This window comes from Brachybacterium halotolerans subsp. kimchii (assembly GCF_020792675.1).
Taxonomy (GTDB): Bacteria; Actinomycetota; Actinomycetes; order Actinomycetales; family Dermabacteraceae; genus Brachybacterium; species Brachybacterium halotolerans.
Genome location: NZ_CP086254.1, coordinates 1944393 through 1959725, shown reverse-complemented (window position 1 = coordinate 1959725; position 15333 = coordinate 1944393). Strand labels below are relative to the sequence as shown.

At 71.8% G+C, this 15333-nt stretch carries 13 protein-coding genes; 4 read left to right on the top strand and 9 right to left on the bottom strand.

The features are described from left to right. Positions 1–78: 78 nt before the first annotated feature. Complete coding sequence (locus Bra3105_RS08950; RefSeq protein WP_228359525.1) at positions 79–1431, bottom strand: MFS transporter; 1353 nt, start codon at positions 1429–1431, stop codon at positions 79–81. 43 nt (positions 1432–1474) lie between these two features. Continuing rightward, positions 1475–2815 (bottom strand): MFS transporter, encoded by a 1341-nt coding sequence (locus Bra3105_RS08945; protein WP_228359524.1) that lies wholly within the window; start codon positions 2813–2815, stop codon positions 1475–1477. A gap of 197 nt (positions 2816–3012) precedes the next feature. Between Bra3105_RS08945 and Bra3105_RS08940 the strand changes: the two genes are divergently transcribed. Beyond that, positions 3013–3993, top strand: coding sequence for a dienelactone hydrolase family protein (locus tag Bra3105_RS08940; protein ID WP_228359523.1), 981 nt, complete (start codon positions 3013–3015; stop codon positions 3991–3993). 200 nt (positions 3994–4193) lie between these two features. Continuing rightward, positions 4194–5168, top strand: coding sequence for an alpha/beta hydrolase (locus Bra3105_RS08935; RefSeq protein WP_228359522.1), 975 nt, complete (start codon positions 4194–4196; stop codon positions 5166–5168). A gap of 42 nt (positions 5169–5210) precedes the next feature. Here the strand turns inward: Bra3105_RS08935 and Bra3105_RS08930 are convergent, their stop codons facing one another. Genes Bra3105_RS08930 through Bra3105_RS08915 form a run of 4 tightly spaced genes read right to left on the bottom strand, consistent with a single transcriptional unit; the run spans position 5211 to position 9039 of the window. Beyond that, entirely contained in the window at positions 5211–5846 is a 636-nt protein-coding gene (locus tag Bra3105_RS08930; RefSeq protein ID WP_228359521.1) for a hypothetical protein, read from the bottom strand. Further along, complete coding sequence (locus Bra3105_RS08925) at positions 5843–6778, bottom strand: carbohydrate ABC transporter permease (RefSeq protein WP_228359520.1); 936 nt, start codon at positions 6776–6778, stop codon at positions 5843–5845. Before Bra3105_RS08925 ends, Bra3105_RS08930 begins: the two co-directional genes overlap by 4 nt. Then, the gene (locus Bra3105_RS08920; protein WP_228359519.1) at positions 6768–7724 is read right to left on the bottom strand and encodes a carbohydrate ABC transporter permease; all 957 of its coding nucleotides are present in this window, start codon (positions 7722–7724) and stop codon (positions 6768–6770) included. The genes Bra3105_RS08925 and Bra3105_RS08920 overlap by 11 nt, the downstream gene beginning before the upstream one ends. Positions 7725–7734: 10 nt before the next feature. Further along, positions 7735–9039 carry an extracellular solute-binding protein gene (locus tag Bra3105_RS08915; RefSeq protein WP_228359518.1) on the bottom strand — a complete coding sequence of 435 codons (1305 nt, stop codon included), beginning with the start codon at positions 9037–9039 and terminating at the stop codon, positions 7735–7737. Positions 9040–9327: 288 nt separating this feature from the next. On the opposite strand from Bra3105_RS08915, the gene Bra3105_RS08910 reads away from it, so the two are divergent. Then, positions 9328–10179 carry a sugar phosphate isomerase/epimerase family protein gene (locus tag Bra3105_RS08910; protein WP_228359517.1) on the top strand — a complete coding sequence of 284 codons (852 nt, stop codon included), beginning with the start codon at positions 9328–9330 and terminating at the stop codon, positions 10177–10179. Here Bra3105_RS08910 and Bra3105_RS08905 read toward each other — a convergent pair. Both Bra3105_RS08905 and Bra3105_RS08900 read right to left on the bottom strand, forming a co-directional pair. Next, positions 10091–11518 carry an APC family permease gene (locus Bra3105_RS08905; RefSeq protein WP_228359516.1) on the bottom strand — a complete coding sequence of 476 codons (1428 nt, stop codon included), beginning with the start codon at positions 11516–11518 and terminating at the stop codon, positions 10091–10093. The two genes, Bra3105_RS08910 and Bra3105_RS08905, sit on opposite strands and share 89 nt — an antisense overlap. Then, positions 11511–11732: a hypothetical protein gene (locus Bra3105_RS08900; protein WP_228359515.1), complete on the bottom strand. Its 222-nt coding sequence runs from the start codon at positions 11730–11732 to the stop codon at positions 11511–11513. The genes Bra3105_RS08905 and Bra3105_RS08900 overlap by 8 nt, the downstream gene beginning before the upstream one ends. Between Bra3105_RS08900 and Bra3105_RS08895 the strand changes: the two genes are divergently transcribed. Continuing rightward, positions 11731–14100: a glycoside hydrolase family 3 C-terminal domain-containing protein gene (locus Bra3105_RS08895; protein ID WP_228359514.1), complete on the top strand. Its 2370-nt coding sequence runs from the start codon at positions 11731–11733 to the stop codon at positions 14098–14100. The two genes, Bra3105_RS08900 and Bra3105_RS08895, sit on opposite strands and share 2 nt — an antisense overlap. A gap of 57 nt (positions 14101–14157) precedes the next feature. Here Bra3105_RS08895 and Bra3105_RS08890 read toward each other — a convergent pair whose 3' ends face one another. Continuing rightward, positions 14158–15150: a hydroxyacid dehydrogenase gene (locus Bra3105_RS08890; RefSeq protein ID WP_228359513.1), complete on the bottom strand. Its 993-nt coding sequence runs from the start codon at positions 15148–15150 to the stop codon at positions 14158–14160. Between the last annotated feature and the right edge of the window lie 183 nt (positions 15151–15333).

The following is a 15333-nucleotide window of genomic DNA, read 5'->3' as shown; positions in this document are numbered from 1 at the left end:
GGGTGAACGGGTGGATCGAGCGGGTGGGTGGGGACGATGGATCGGGATGATGTTCCGGGCCTGCGGGAGGAGCGGCGGTCAGGGCGGCCCGGGGCGGATCCCGGCGGACGGCCCGGCGGGAGCATCGGCGCGGAGCCCCTGCTCCATCAGCTCCTCCTGCGCCTCGCCGAGGTCCTTCGCCTCGACGTCGAAGAGGTTCGCGCGGCGGGATCGGAAGACGAGATGGCCGACGACCACGCCGATCAGCACCACTGCGGCGATCCCCGCGTAGAAGGCACGAGGGTTCGCGTACAGCAGGGAGGGGGTGAGGATGCCGGCGACGGCCGCGATCACGCGGGCCACGGCGATCGTGGTGCCCTGCGCGCTCGAGCGCATGAGCGTGGGGAAGGACTCCTGGGACCAGACCTTCATGATGGCCTCGAAGGCGAAGCCGCCGCCGAAGCCGTTGACGATCTGCATGATGATCCAGACCGGCAGGGAGAAGCCCAGCACGGCGGGCAGCAGGTAGGAGACCACCAGCGCCACGGCGCCCACGAGGAACCAGGTCATGCGGTGCGGCGTGTCCACGATCCGCATGAACAGGAACGCCCACAGGAACCCGGCGGGGAACAGCACCAGGCTGATCAGGGAGTTCAGCTGCACCGAGACGCCCACGACGTTCACCGCGATCCAGGTGCCGAACTGGCCGCCCGTGTTCGCGCCGATGTTGGTGAGCGAGTAGAACACCAGGATCGCGGCGAAGGGCACGAGATAAAGGCGCTCGGTCAGCAGGTCCTTCAGGCCGGTGCGCTGGGCGCGGACGGTGTCGGCCCCGGCGAGTCGCTCGGCGTGGGCGTCCTGCCACGAGCGGGACTCCGGGATCGTCAGCCGCAGCGCGAGGACCACGAGCGCGATCACCCCGATCATGGCGAACATGATCTGCCCGCCCAGGTGCCCCATTCCTCCCACCACGGCGGAGGTGGCCGTCGTCCCCAGGATGCCCGCGGTCCACAGGACCTGGGAGAAGCCGAGCAGCTTCCCGCGGTTCGCGTCGGTCGCGGCCTCGGAGATCGTGGCGAGCGAGACCGGCAGGTCGGCGCCGGTGCCGAGTCCCACGAGCACCGTGCCCAGCAGCAGGCTGGTGAAGGTGCCCGCGAGGACGAGGAGCACGGCCCCGAGGACCACCATCGCCATCGTCGCGATGAAGACGTGGCGTCGGCCGAGCCGGTCGCCCAGTCGCCCGCCCGTGATCGCGCCGATCGCGATGCAGAAGGTGAGCAGTCCGGAGAGGATCCCCACCTGGCCGTTCGTCAGGCCGATCGCCTGCTGGTAGATCACCAGCGCGATCCCGGAGCTCACGATCGCGGCGGCGTCGATGTAGGAGGCCATGCCGCAGACGATCGCGACGTGCCACGGATGGGGAGCGCGCGCGGCCGCGGCGTCCGTGGTCATGACCGGGCTCCTGGGATCGTACGGAGGTCGTCGTGGTGCATGGTCAGCGCCCCTCGTCGTCGGTCCGGGAGCGTCCCGCCTCGGCATCGAGCAGTCCGGCCGAGACGACCTCGCCGTAGCGCTCGATCTCGATCTCGCGCAGCTCCTTGCCCTGGGTGCGCGGGGCGAAGATCGTGCCGATCAGCGTCGAGGCGAGCAGGAAGGCGATGAGGATCAGGCCGTCGATGAGCAGACCGTTCGCGCCCATCAGGATCACGGGGAAGACCAGCGAGATGATCCCCGAGGCGACGCGGACGGTGAAGAAGACCAGTCCCTGGGCCCCGGCGCGGTACGGCGTCGCGAACAGCTCGGGGGACCACACCGAGTAGAAGGCCTGGGCCGACGGGCCGGAGGAGAGTCCCCACAGGATCGCGTAGCCGAAGGCCGTGGCCGCCGCGGTGGACGGACCGAACACGAGGACGACCCACGAGACCACGGCCATCGCCCCGCCGACGAGGAAGAACCAGCGGTAGGACACCTTGTCGACGAAGACCATGAACACGATCGTGCCGATGATGACGAACGCCCAGGTGAGCATCGAGAAGAGATCCGAGGCGAGCGTCCCGAAGCCCATCGACGACAGGATCGTGGGCAGGAAGATCCCGTTCTGGCTCGCCGCCTGGTTCCAGAAGGTGTAGATCGCCACCAGGAACAGCAGCGCCGTGATGTTGGCCTTCCGGCTGAACAGGCCGCGCAGCGAGGTCCAGATCGACGGGGCCTTGGCCTGCTGCCCGCCCTTCGACTTCTGCCACGCCTCGGATTCGTAGAGACCCTGCCGGATGTACCAGGTGACCAGGGCGATCACCACGAGGTGCGCGAAGATGATCCGGCTGCCCACCAGCCCCAGGGGCGAGAGCAGGGCGGCGAGGCCGAAGCCGATGAACGGGCCGACGGACCATGCCAGCTGGGTGGCGCCGATGTGGCGCCCGCGCTGATGCGTCGGCGCGGACTCCGCGATGTACGTCCAGCCCGCGGGCACCGATGCGCCCACCGCGAGGCCGATGACGATGAAGCCGACGAAGAGCATCGGCAGGTTCATCGCGAACGTCGCGATCAGACCGCCGACCGCGTACAGCAGCAGGTCGTAGGTGTAGATGAACTTGCGGCCGTACTTGTCGCAGAGCGGACCGCCGATGAGCGCGCCGACGGCGGCGCCGAAGGCGTTCGAGCTGAAGGCGGCGAGCAGCCCGGCGATGCGTCCGCTGTCGTCGGGGAAGTAGGCGGCGCCCCAGAACCCCAGGGACGTGGCGATCGCGATGATCGAGCCGGAATCGATGTAGTTGGACATCGAGACGGCCGCGGTCGCCTTCCAGCCGGTCAGTGGCTTGGGTCGGCCGATGGGCATGAGCGCTGACTCCTTCGTCGTGCTGCGGGGCCGGTCGAGGGGTGCGGTCCGCGGCGCGATCTCCGTGCTGCGGGCGGGGCCGTGGTGGGCCGGCGATGCACACCGTAGAACTGAAACGATTCATTCGTCAAGCGGATGCGGCCGCACTGCCCAGAGCGGCGCCCGGGGCCGGTCTGTGGCGGGAAGATGGGGCGGTGATGACGCAGACCGACCAGGCGCCGCCCCCGGATCCGCGCGAGGCCGCGCGCGCCCGTCTTCGCGCCCTGCTCGGATGCGATGGCCCCGACGCGCTCGCCCCCGCCGCGCGCCTCGTCGGCCCCGCGTCGCCGGTCCCGGGCCCCGACGCCCGCCCGGCGGCGCCGGCACCCGGCGAACCCGCGGCCGTGCAGGTGGCGCCCGAGGGCAGGGACCCGTTCCCCGCTCTCCTGCAGCGCCCCGCCCCCGGGCGCGCTAGCGGAGCGGCCGTCGTGCTCGTCCCGGGGCACGGGGCGGGGATGCGCGCGCTCGTCGGCGACGGCGATGCGTACCACGGGGCGATCGCCCGGCGTCTCGTCGACCGGGGCGTCGCCGTGCTCGTGCCGGAGATGATCTCCTTCGGACAGCGGCGCACGCCGCCCGCGCCGGGCGCCGCCCCGTACGGCCCTGCCGAGAGCAGCTGCGCGGTCGACGCCGCCCGGTATCTCCTGCACGGCAGTCCCGTGCTCGGCGCACGGGTCGCGGACGCCTCGGCCGCGGTCTCGGCGCTGCGATCGCGGGCCGATGTCGACGCGGACCGGGTCGGGATCGTCGGCGGCTCCGGCGGAGGCGCCGTCGCTCTGCTCCTCGCGGCGCTCGACACCCGACTTCGCGCGGCCCTGGTCGCGAACTTCTTCTCGTCCTTCGCCGCGAGCATCGCCGCGCTCCCGCACTGCCCGTGCAATGTCGTGCCGGGGCTGCTGCCCGCGTTCGAGATGGCCGAGATCGCCGCGCTCGTCGCGCCGCGGTCCCTGGTCCTCGAAGCGGGGGAGGCGGACCCGCTGTTCCCGATCGCCGCCGCCCGGGCCTCGTTCGCGCGGCTCGAGGCGGATAGGGAGGGTGCCCGCGACGTCGGCCACGGAGCCCGGCTCGTGGTCACCGATGCAGGTCACCGCCTCGTGGGGGAGGAGTCCGTCGACCTCCTGATGGACGCGCTGGGCTGATCCCCGCACCGTCCGCCGCCTCGCCGTCGACCCCGGGCGGAGTCCTCGATGTGAAAGGATCGGAGCTCCTCCTGGGTTCGCAGCGGTGCCCGTCCGTCGGCCTGCGCGAGCGCTTCCCCCGACCGATCGGAGCACTGATGCCCGCCGACCTACCGTCCGAGACCCCCTCCCCGTCGCCCACGCAGCCTCCTCACGGAGAGATGGCACGGCGCATGCGCGACCTCGGCGACGCGGCCGGTTGGGAGGAGGTGGACGAGGAGGTCCGTGAGGCGTGGGACGCCCCCTACGGCGAGGCGGAGGAATGGGCGGTCGGGACGCTCGATCGCGAGGTCCCGGGACCGCACGGTCCCGTGCCGGTGCGCGTGTACACCCCGCAGGGGCCGTCGTTCTCGGCGCGCCCGCTGCTGGTGTGGTGCCACGGCGGCTCCTTCATGCACGGCGACCTCGAGATGCCCGAAGCCGATCAGGTCGCGCGCGGCGTCGCCGGCAGGGCCGACGCCGTCGTGGTGTCCGTCGACTACCGCCTGTGCGACGAACCCCCGGAGATGGGCGGGAATCCCGCCCGCAGCGTCGGCGGATCGCGGGGCGGGGTGCACGCCCCGATCCCCGGCGACGACGTGTGCGCCGTGGTGCACTGGGCCCGCGAGAGCGCCGACGAGCTGGGCGCCGATCCGCTGAGGATCGCCCTGGGCGGAGCGAGCGCGGGAGGGAACCTCGCGGCGGCCACGACCCTGCGCCTCACGGAGGAGGGCATCCCGCTCGCCGCGTCCCTGCTCATGTATCCCGTCGCCCACGCCTCGCTCCCGGAGCCCACGGCCGAGGAGGAGGCCGCGCTCTCCGTCACCCCGCCCGTGCTGCGCTTCCCGCCGGAGACGATGCAGATCATGCGCACGGCCTACGTGGGCGGGGACCCCGAGGAGGCCGGCGCCACAGTGTTCCCCGCCTTCGCCTCCGCCGAGCGCCTCGCGGCCCTGCCCCGCACGTTCATCGAGTCCGACGAGTTCGACGACCTGCGGGTCAGCTCCCGCGCCTACGCCGACCAGCTCGCGCAGGCCGACGTCGACGTCGAGCACGTGGTGCGCCGCGGCGTGAGCCACGGGCACCTGAACCGTGTGGGCCTGCGCGAGGCGGGGGAGTCGATGGACCGGATGGCCCAGATCATGCGGGAGCTGTGAGCCGGGCGTGATCCCGGGGTCGGAACGGACCCTGAGAACACCTCAGCTCGTGCGGTGTGCGCGGGCAGGCGTCCGCGGCTCTCGAGCGTCCGCACCCCACGCTCCCCACAGAGCCCCGACGACCAGAGGCGGGACCGAGAAACCGCACGCGATCGTGAGCGGCGCCAGCAGCCAGAGCGGAGACAGGGCGATGACCGCCGCGGGGGCCAGCGCCGCGCGCAGAGGACGGGAGACGCACATCCCCATCGCCTCGCGCGCGACCTCGAACCAGCTCGCCGTCCCGGTCTCGGCCGCCACCCGGACGTAGGCGGAGATCCACGCGATCGTCGCCCAGGCGGGCGGGATCAGGATCCCCGTCACGAACACCCGGGACGGGCTGGGAAGGGATGCGACGAACAGCGCGTCGAAGCCGATCGCGAGGATCACCAGCACGGTGAGCACCGATGTCGGGGCGTCCCGCCGCAGGGTGCCGAGGGCGCGGGAGAGCGTCGATCGGAAGGCGACGTCGGGCTGCTCACGCAGGCGGCTCGTCGTGCGCGTCGCCGCCGCCAGCGCCGGCACCAGGCCGATCACGGTGAGCGCACCGAGCAGCGCCGCCCAGTTCGTCGCGATCAGCGCGCCCGGGACCACGAAGAACCGCAGCAGTCCCCGGGCCTCGTCCGCCGGTGCCGACGTCACTTGATCCCCGAGGAGGCGAAGCCCTGCACGAAGTACCGCTGGAAGATCAGGAACAGCACGATCATCGGCACCGCCGCGAGCGTCGTCCCCGCCATCAGCAGGTGCCAGTCCGTCGATGCCTCCTGCCTGAAGGAGGCGATGCCGACCTGGATGACGCGCAGGTCGTCGGAGGTCGTCACCAGCAGCGGCCACAGGAAGTTGTTCCAGCCGGCCTCGAAGCTCAGCAGGGCCACGGTCAGCAGCCCGGGCCGGATCAGCGGGGTGATGATCCGCGTGAAGATCCCGAACTCGCTCACCCCGTCCAGTCGCGCGGCCTCGATGAGCTCCGAGGGCGTGGAGACGTAGAACTGGCGGAAGAGGAACACCATGAACGGGGAGACGGCCCCGGGGACGATGAGCGCCCACCAGGTGTCGATCCAGCCGGTACCGCCCACGCCCATGAGGGTGTTCCCGCCGAACAGCGGCATGTGGCGCACCATGAGGAAGACCGGGATCACCGTCGCGTAGAACGGGATCATGATGCACGCGACCATCCAGCCGAACACGGCCGGCGCGAGACGGAACCTCAGCTTGGCCAGCGCGTATCCGCAAGCGGACGCGAAGACCACGTTGAGCGCTGCGGCCGCGGTCGCGAGGATCAGGCTGTTGCGCGCATAGGTCGCGAACGGCGCCCGACCCAGGGCCTCGCTGTAGTTCTCGAGCCGCAGATCCTTCGGGATCAGCGGCATCGGCACCTGGGCGAGCTCCGTGGGATCGCGGATCGAGGAGACCGCCATCCACAGGAACGGCGCGGCCATGATCACCGAGGCGGCGATGAGGAACGCCAGGACCAGCGCGTTCGAGGTGCGCTTGCGCCGTCGCAGGCTGTGGTCCCGTGCGCGCGTCGCGGACGGGGCGGTGCCGCTGATGCTCGGGGCGTGGTCAGTCGTCATCGGTGCCTCCGACGATGCGGCGGGACAGGAACGCGAGCACCACCAGGATCAGCAGCAGGATCACCGACTGGGCGTTGGCGAGCCCCACGCGGAACTCCTGGAATGCCGTCTGGTAGATGCGGTAGGTGACCACAGAGGTCGAGTTCGCGGGACCGCCCTCGGTGAGGATGTAGATGAGGTCGAAGGTCTGGAAGTTCGAGATCAGCGAGGTGACCAGGATGAAGAAGGTCGCCGGCTTCAGCATCGGCACGGTGATGCGGAAGAACTTCTGCACGAAGTTCGCGCCGTCCAGGTCCGCCGCCTCGTACATCTGCTCGTCGACGCCCTGCAGCGCCGCCAGGTAGATGAGCATCTTCAGCCCGATGCCCTGCCAGATCGTCACCAGGATGACGCTGCCCAGCGCCAGGTCGGGATCGGTGAGGAAGGGCAGCGGCTTGATCCCGACGAGGCCCAGCACCACGTTCATCAGGCCGCTCTGCGACGGGCTGTAGATCCACAGCCAGATCATCGCGACGGCCACGGTGGCGGTGATGTGGGGCAGGAAGATCATCACCCGGAACACGCCGCGGCCGGGCAGGGCCCGGTTGAGCATCGTGGCGAACACGAGCGCGAGGAACATCGAGATGGGGATCCCGACGGCCGCGATGATCACGTTGTGCAGCACGGAGAGCCAGAACAGTCCGTCGGTGAAGATCGTCGCGTAGTTCTCGAGCCCGGAGAATTCCGGGGCGTGGATGATGTCGTAGGCGGTGAAGCTGAGGACGATCGCGACGACGATCGGCGCACCGATCCAGATCAGCGTGTGCAGGGTCGCCGGGGCCGCGAGCAGCAGCCCCCAGCGCTTCTCGGCGGTGCGCACGGAGCGGCGTCGCCGCGGCTCGGGAGCAGGGGGACCCGCGGCGGCGGCCGTGAGGCCCGTGGCCGCGGTGGGGGCGGTGGTCGTCATGGTCCGGTCCTCAGATCCTGCTGATCGCGCCGTCGCACAGCTTCTTCATGTCGGCCAGGGTCTGGTCGACCGTGGCCCTGCCGGTCAGGCAGGTCTCGACGATGCCGTCGAGATTGCTCCGGACCTCCATGTAGGCGGCGGAGCCGCCCTCGGTAGCCCCCGCGTAGGGGAGGTTCTCGAGGCCGAAGGTCATCAGCAGATTGCTGCGGATGCCCTCGGTCTCGGGGATGTCGGGCGTGGGCGGCACCTTGCCGGTCGCGGCGCTCGCCTTCCCGAGGATGTCGGGGTCGAGCATGTGCTTCATGAAGGCGGCCGCGGCGTCCTTGTTCTTCGACAGGCTCGAGATCGAGATGAAGGTGCCGCCCTGGAACATCACCGGGTCGGCGTCGACGCCGCTGGGCAGCAGGAACGTCCCCACGGCGCCCTTCTCGCACAGGTCCGGCGTCATGGTCTGCCAGGTGGGCCAGTTCCCGGTCGAGACCAGCGACATGGCGGCCGTCTTCTGCTGGAAGGGCGAGGGCTGCCCCTCCGCGGCCTGGATCGAGTAGTCGATCGCGCCGGTGTCCATGCAGTCGAGCATCCACTGCAGGGCGAGCCGCCCGGGCTCCTCGTGCAGCCGGGGCGCCAGCCCGTCGTCGCTGAACATGGTGCCGCCGAAGGCGTAGAGGAGGAACACGAAGGCCTGCCGTGCGCTGCCGGCGCTGCCGGAGAGGAAGTCCAGGCCCACCACGCCGTCCCCCGTGAGCTCCGCGGCCGCCTGGGCGAGCTCGTCGAGGGACTCGGGCGCGGAGTCGATGCCCCTCTTCTCGAGCAGCTCGGGATGGAAGCCGATGAAGCGCAGGTCCAGGGCCTGCGGGAGGGAGTAGTACCGGCCGTCGTAGCGGGTGGACACGAGCACGCTCTCGTCGTACCCGAGGTTCTCGATGAAGTCGGCGGGGATCTCGGCGAAGATGCCCTTCTCGGCGAAGGGCTGGGTCCAGCCGACACCGGTCATGATCACGTCGGCGATGATGCCGCCGGCGATGCCGGTGGAGATCTTCTCGTTGAGCTTGTTCCAGTCGACCTGGTCGACGGAGACGTCGACGCCGGTCCGCTTCGTGAAGGGGGCGATGACGTCGTCGTCGAGCGCGGCGCGGTCATCGCCCACGAAGTCCGGGGTGAGCAGGGCGATCGACCCGGAGAGGTCGGCGTCGGCGACGTCGATGTCGAGGGGGACGGAAGGATCCATCGCCCCAGCGGATCCGCAGGCGGCGCCGCCGACGGCGACGGCACCGGCGCCGGAGGCGGCGAGCAGGGTGCGGCGGGTGAGGGACATGCGGCTCCTCGCTGTGCGACGGGCGCGTCCTCGCGCCGTCCGGGCTGTCGTGCGGCCTGCGGGGCGGCATCGCGCCCGCCCGCTCCGGTGCGGGGTCGGCGCTCGATGCGTGCAAGTGCACTGATGCCGCACGAGTGTGATCACGCTCACCTGGGCTGGAAAGCGGTTGCACGGTGTTGTCGTCGGCGGAGCGCCGGATGCTCCGGATGTCGCCGAGACGCTGGCCGTGAGGGTTGAAACGTGTCAGGATCCATGCATCCCGGCACGCACGATCGACGAGGAGTCCCCGTGCCCCACGGAGTCATCGCAGACATCTCCCAGCAGTCCGCGGCCCTGCGCGCCGGGGCCGATCACCTCGAGCCGACCGTCGTCGGCGGGCTCGTCGTCGAGGCCTCTCCCGGTGAGTGGCGCGCCGCGCAGGTCGTTCCCGTGGAGCCCATCGGCTCGTGCGCCGTGCTGGTGCCCTCGACCCTGCGGGTCTCCGATCCCTCGGTGCCGCTCGCGGTGATCCGCGCGTACCTCGCCACGGCGCTGGACGCCGTCGCGGCGATCGCCCGCCCCGGCGCGAAGGTGGTGCTGGGCAGCGGCGCCGCCCGGACGATCGGGGCCGACGTGCCGCGCGAGGACGGCGAGGCCCGCTTCGCGGAGGTCCTTCGCCTCGCGCGGGAGCTCGCGGAGCAGAGGGGCCTCGAGATCATCCTCGAGCCCCTCCGCCGGGAGGAGACCGACCTGATCCACACGATCGCCGAGGCCGCCCGCTTCCTCGACGCCCACGGCCTCGAGCACATGCGCGTCGTCGCCGACCTCTTCCACGTCCAGCACGAGCGCGAGTCACTGGGCACGGTCGAGGCCCACGCCTCCCGGGTCGGCCACATCCACGTCGCCGACAGCGGCCGCACCCCGCCGGGGCGGGGCGACTGGCCGATCGCCGCCTTCCTCGACGCCCTGCGCCGCGGAGGCTGCACGGCCGACGTGACGATCGAGTGCTCGTGGGACGACCTCTCCGAGGAGCTGCCGGCCGCGCTCGCCGTGGTGCGCGCGGCCGATCCCCTCAGTCCCGCTTCGCCTCCCGCAGGGTCCCCGCCAGAGGGCCGACCATCTCGTCGAACGCCCGCTCGGGGTCCGTCGGCCGCGGGGTGAGGACGAACAGGACCGCGCCCAGCACCACCCAGGCGGCGAGGATCAGGTACTCCTGCGGCCACTGCAGGGACATCTCCATGCCCGGCACCGGCACCAGGGTGAACACGATGACGAGCACGGCGCCGAGCGCGCCGACAGCCGGCAGGAACGCTGGCCGGGCCCGGTAGGGGCGGTCCAGGCCCGGGTAGACGCGCGGCAGACGGTACTTCGCGAGCACCACGAGGAACCACACGACGCCCAGGAACACGCCGCCGGCATCGAGGAACCAGATGATCGCGCCCGGACCCAGCAGGCCGAGCACCACGGTGACCACGAGGATGAACAGCAGCGCCCGCCGCGGCACGCCCGAGCGCTCGTCGACCTTCGCGAGGCCGTGGGGGAGCAGGCGCGAGCGGGCGAGCGCGAGCACCACGCGACTGGAGGCGACGAACAGCCCCAGGAAGCTCGTGATCAGCCCCAGCACGGCGATGAGGAAGGCGCCGAGGCCCAGCAGCGGCAGCCCGGCCGCGGTGAAGGCGTCGATCGTCCCGAGGTCCATGCCGGCGACGTCCTCCCACGGGACCACGTACGCCGTCGCGAGCAGCACCGCGGTGTAGAACGCGGCGGCGCAGGCGACCGTGGCGACGACCGCCCGGCCCACGCGGCGCGGGGACAGGCTCGACTCCTCGGCGAGCACGGCCACCAGGGAGAAGCCGACCACGTAGGTGATGCCGGGGACCACCATTCGCAGGGTCGAGGTGACCGGCGGCTGCTGCGAGGTCCACATCGGCCACAGGTTGGCGGGGGACCCGGCCACCAGGGCGCCGATCACGAGCGCCGCGCCGATCAGCAGCATCGCCCCGAACAGCACCACCTGGATCTGCGCGCCGAGCGAGACCCCGAACCAGTTGAGTCCGAAGATCACCAGGGTCAGGGCGAGACCTGCGGCGAGCACCGGCAGCGTCACGGGCGCGCCGCCCACCGAGTACAGGGGGATCGCGTCCATCGCCGGGATGTACTTCGCCAGCAGCGTCCCGAACGCGGTGACGTAGAAGGCGAGGGAGGAGATGTAGGCGCCGATGTGGAACCAGCCGGTCGCGAAGCCCGCCGAGCGTCCGAGCGAGGTGTATCCCCACACGACCTCACCGCCCGCGCGCGGCACGGCGCTGGTCATCTCGCCGTAGGCGAGGGCCACGCAGGCGGCGAGGGCCGCGCCGATCAGCAGGCCGATGATCATGCCACCCGCGCCGAGGTCGGCGAAGAACGAGGACGACGTGTAGATCCAGCTGGATCCGACGACCCCGGCGACGCCGAGGGCGATCAGCGAGGGCAGGCCGAGGGACTTCTTCAGTTCAGCCAAGGTGGCCTCCGGGGGAGTCGGGGACGGGATCGGGGTCGAGGTCCGGGTCCGGGTCGGGCGCGGGGTGCGGGTCGGGGTCGACGAGTCCGGCCATGCTACGAGTGCTCAGGGTCCGACGAGCCCGCAGGACGTACTGTGCGATCACCACGATCCGCAGGAGCCGCGCGCAGCGCGCCGTCGGCCCGCGTCGTCCCGCCGCAGGAAGGACCGCCATGACCCCGAGCACCCCCTCCGACCCCCAGAGCACACCCTCCGGCCCCCGGAGGAACCCCTCCGCCCGGTCTGCCGACCCCTCGGCCGACGTCTCCGCGCTCAGCCAGGAGGAGAAGATCGCCCTGACCGGCGGCGCCGACTTCTGGCACCTCCACGCCGCCCCGTCCCTGGGGCTCGGGCAGATCCAGGTGAGCGACGGACCGCACGGACTGCGCCAGCAGTCCGGCGCGGCCGACAACCTGGGCCTCAACGACTCCGTCGAGGCCACCTGCTTCCCGCCCGCCGTCGGCCTCGCCTCGACCTGGAGCCGCTCGAGCGCGGCCGCCGTCGCCGGGGCCATCGCCGAGGAGGCCCTCGCCGGCGGCGTCTCCGTGGTGCTGGGCCCGGGCATGAACATCAAGCGCTCGCCGCTGTGCGGACGCAACTTCGAGTACTTCTCCGAGGACCCGCACCTGGCGGGCGAGCTCGCGGCCGCCTTCGTGGACGGCATGCAGCAGCGCGGCGTCGGCACCTCGGTCAAGCACTTCGCGCTGAACAACCAGGAGACCGACCGCATGCGCGTGGACGTCGACGTGGACGAGCGCACCATGCACGAGATCTACCTGCGCGCCTTCCGCACGGTGGTCACGCGGGCCCAGCCGTGGACCGTCATGTGCTCCTACAACAGCGTGGACGGCACCCCTGTCGCCCGGAACCGCCGCCTGCTCACCGAGATCCTGCGCGAGCAGTGGGGCTTCGAGGGACTCGTGGTCTCCGACTGGGGAGCTGTCGAGGACCGACCCGCCTCCGTGCAGGCCGGCCTGGACCTGCAGATGCCCGCCGACCCCTTCGGCGAGCAGGACCTGCGCGAGGCCGTCGCGCGCGGGGACGTGGACCAGGAGGCGCTGGACCGCGCCGCGGGGAAGGCCGTCGCCCTCCTGCGCCGCGGGCTCGCCGCGGCCGACCCCGACGCGGCCTACGACGCCGAGGCGCACCATCGCATCGCCGTCGAGGCGGCCCGCCGCGCGCTCGTGCTCCTCGAGAACGACGGCACGCTGCCCCTCGCCGAGCCGGGGGACCCCGCGGGCGCGGCGGTAGGCGCCGGCGCAGGTACAGAGGCAGGGGCCGACGCCGACGCCGAGGGGCTCGTGGTCATCGGCGACTTCGCGCAGACCCCGCGGTACCAGGGAGCCGGCTCCTCCCACGTGAACCCGACGCGACTCACCGACGCGCTCGGCGCGATCCGCGCGATCGCCGGCGAGGACGTGCCCTTCGCCCGCGGGTTCGCCCCGGGGACCACCGACGGGGAGACGGACGCGGCCCCGAGCTCCGAATCCCTGCGCGCCGAGGCCGTCGAGCTCGCCCGCGGCGCCCGCACCGCCGTGCTCTTCCTGGGGCTCGGCGAGGACGTCGAGTCCGAGGGCTTCGACCGCGCCGACATCGAGCTGCCCGCCGTGCAGCTGCAGCTCCTCGAGGAGGTCCGCGAGGTCGCCGAGCGCGTGGTCGTGGTCCTCTCGAACGGCTCCGTGGTGCGCCTGCCCGCATCCCTGCGCGGCGTCAACGCCCTGCTCGAGGGCTGGCTGCTGGGCCAGGGCGGCGGCGAGGCCACGGCCGACGTGCTCTTCGGCCGCGCGAACCCCTCGGGCCGCCTCGCCGAGACCATCCCCCTGCGCCTCGAGGACACCCCCTCGTACCTGCACTTCCCGGGCGAGGACTCGCGCGTGCGCTACGGCGAGGGCCTGTTCGTGGGGTACCGCGGCTTCGACGCCGTGGACGCGGAGGTCGCCTACCCCTTCGGTCACGGACTCAGCTTCACGACCTTCGCGCAGAGCGATCTGGCGGTGACCGCCTCGGCCGCGGACGGCATCGAGGTCGAGGTGACGGTCGAGAACACCGGCGACCGCGCGGGCCGCGAGATCGTCCAGGCCTATGTCTCCCTGCCCGGTTCCCGCGTGACGCGCGCCCCGCGTGAGCTCAAGGGCTTCGCCGAGGTCGAGCTCGCGCCTGGTGAGTCCCGGCGCGTGGGGATCTCGATCCCCGTGGAGGACCTGCAGATCTGGAGCCCCGCGGCCGGCGGCTGGGTCGTCGAGGGCGGCACCTACCGCGTCGAGGTGGGGGCCTCGAGCCGGGACCTGCGCGCATCGGCCGACGTCGAGATCGCGGGCGACGAGCCCCGCCCGGTGATGACGATGACCTCGACGCCGCTCGAGATCCGTGCCCTCCCCGGCGGGGAGGAGGCGCTCGGCTCGCTCCTCGGCGACAGCGGCCTGTTCGCGGACCCCGAGATGCTGAAGATGGCCGAGCAGATCCCCGTCGGCCGCTTCACCGGCCTCGGAGGGTTCAGCCGCGAGCAGCTCCAGGAGATGCTCGACCGCGTGAACAGGGGCTGAGCACGGTCAGCGACTGAGCACGGTCAGCGACTGAGCACGGCCAGCGAATGAGCATTCTCAGGCGCTGACAGAGAGCCGCCGCGGGTCCACGGGGAACCGCGGCGGCTCGTGCACCGCGAGACGGCGCACCTCCTCGAGCGCGGACTCGCCCATGCGGTGCAGCTCGTTGCCCTGCGAACCGGCGATGTGCGGGGTGATCAGCACCGTCGGCACGTCCCACAGCGGGTCGTCGGCCGGAAGTTCGTCCTCGACATCGAGCACGGCGCTGATCCGTCCGCTGAGCAGCTCGGCGCGCAGCGCGTCGCGATCCACGAGGGCGGGCCGCGCCGTGTTCAGGAAGGTCGCGCCGTCGGGCATCGAGGCGAGAAGCCGCGCCGTGACCATGCCCTGGGTGGAGGGGACGTCCGGGGCGTGGAGGCTCACCACGTCGCTGCCCGCGAACAGGTCGTCGAGCTCGACCTTGCGGCCGCCCAGCGCCGTGATCTCCTCGGCGCTCACGAAGGGGTCGCTGATGAGCACCTCGAGGTCGAAGCGACGCAGGTGCTCGGCGACGAGGCGGCCGATGCGCGAGGCGCCGATGAGACCCACGACGGAGCGGAAGTTCCCCGCGCGCTCGCCCACCGGAGGCTCTCGGCGGCGATCGCGCACCTCTCGGTGGCGGGCCGCCTGCGCCAGCGTGCGCTTGCCGGCCAGAAGGATCTGCGCGAGGGCGAACTCGGCGACGGGCACGGCGTTCGCCTCGGTCGCGGAGGTGACGACGATGTCGCCGCGCTCCCACACGGCCGGAGAGACGACGAAGCGGATGGTGCCCGCGGTGTGCACGATCGCGCGCAGCCTCGGCATGCGCGCGAGGGCCGCCGCATCGACGAGCGGCGAGCCCCAGCCGGTGAGGAGCACGTCGACGGCGGAGAGCTCGTCGTCCTCGAGCTCGGAGAGATCGGGCGCGGTGCGCTCGACATCGACGTCCGCGAGCGCGGCCAGGCGCTCCAGCTGGTCGCGGTCGAACATGCGGTGCTGCAGCCCGTCGGGCATCGCGAGCAGGACTTTCATGAGGTGGAAGCTCGTTCCTGGAGACGTAGGGACCCGGGTCGTGGCGGCCGTTGCCCTCCGGTGGACGGCCGCTGTGCCGTGGGAGTAGTGTCCCACTCCAGCGGAAAGCGCCTTCCGTCGGGTGTCTCCGTGAGATGCACGGTCTGGCGGGCGCTATGGGATGACGAGGCGATGGAGGCTCGC

What these genes read in the sequence shown, in the direction of transcription:
- Bra3105_RS08950 (WP_228359525.1), bottom strand. Translation starts at nt 1,431, where the DNA reads ATGACCACGGACGCCGCGGCCGCGCGCGCTCCCCATCCGTGGCACGTC.
- Bra3105_RS08945 (WP_228359524.1), bottom strand. Translation starts at nt 2,815, where the DNA reads ATGCCCATCGGCCGACCCAAGCCACTGACCGGCTGGAAGGCGACCGCG.
- Bra3105_RS08940 (WP_228359523.1), top strand. Translation starts at nt 3,013, where the DNA reads ATGACGCAGACCGACCAGGCGCCGCCCCCGGATCCGCGCGAGGCCGCG.
- Bra3105_RS08935 (WP_228359522.1), top strand. Translation starts at nt 4,194, where the DNA reads ATGGCACGGCGCATGCGCGACCTCGGCGACGCGGCCGGTTGGGAGGAG.
- Bra3105_RS08925 (WP_228359520.1), bottom strand. Translation starts at nt 6,778, where the DNA reads ATGACGACTGACCACGCCCCGAGCATCAGCGGCACCGCCCCGTCCGCG.
- Bra3105_RS08920 (WP_228359519.1), bottom strand. Translation starts at nt 7,724, where the DNA reads ATGACGACCACCGCCCCCACCGCGGCCACGGGCCTCACGGCCGCCGCC.
- Bra3105_RS08915 (WP_228359518.1), bottom strand. Translation starts at nt 9,039, where the DNA reads ATGTCCCTCACCCGCCGCACCCTGCTCGCCGCCTCCGGCGCCGGTGCC.
- Bra3105_RS08895 (WP_228359514.1), top strand. Translation starts at nt 11,731, where the DNA reads ATGACCCCGAGCACCCCCTCCGACCCCCAGAGCACACCCTCCGGCCCC.
- Bra3105_RS08900 (WP_228359515.1), bottom strand. Translation starts at nt 11,732, where the DNA reads ATGGCGGTCCTTCCTGCGGCGGGACGACGCGGGCCGACGGCGCGCTGC.
- Bra3105_RS08890 (WP_228359513.1), bottom strand. Translation starts at nt 15,150, where the DNA reads ATGAAAGTCCTGCTCGCGATGCCCGACGGGCTGCAGCACCGCATGTTC.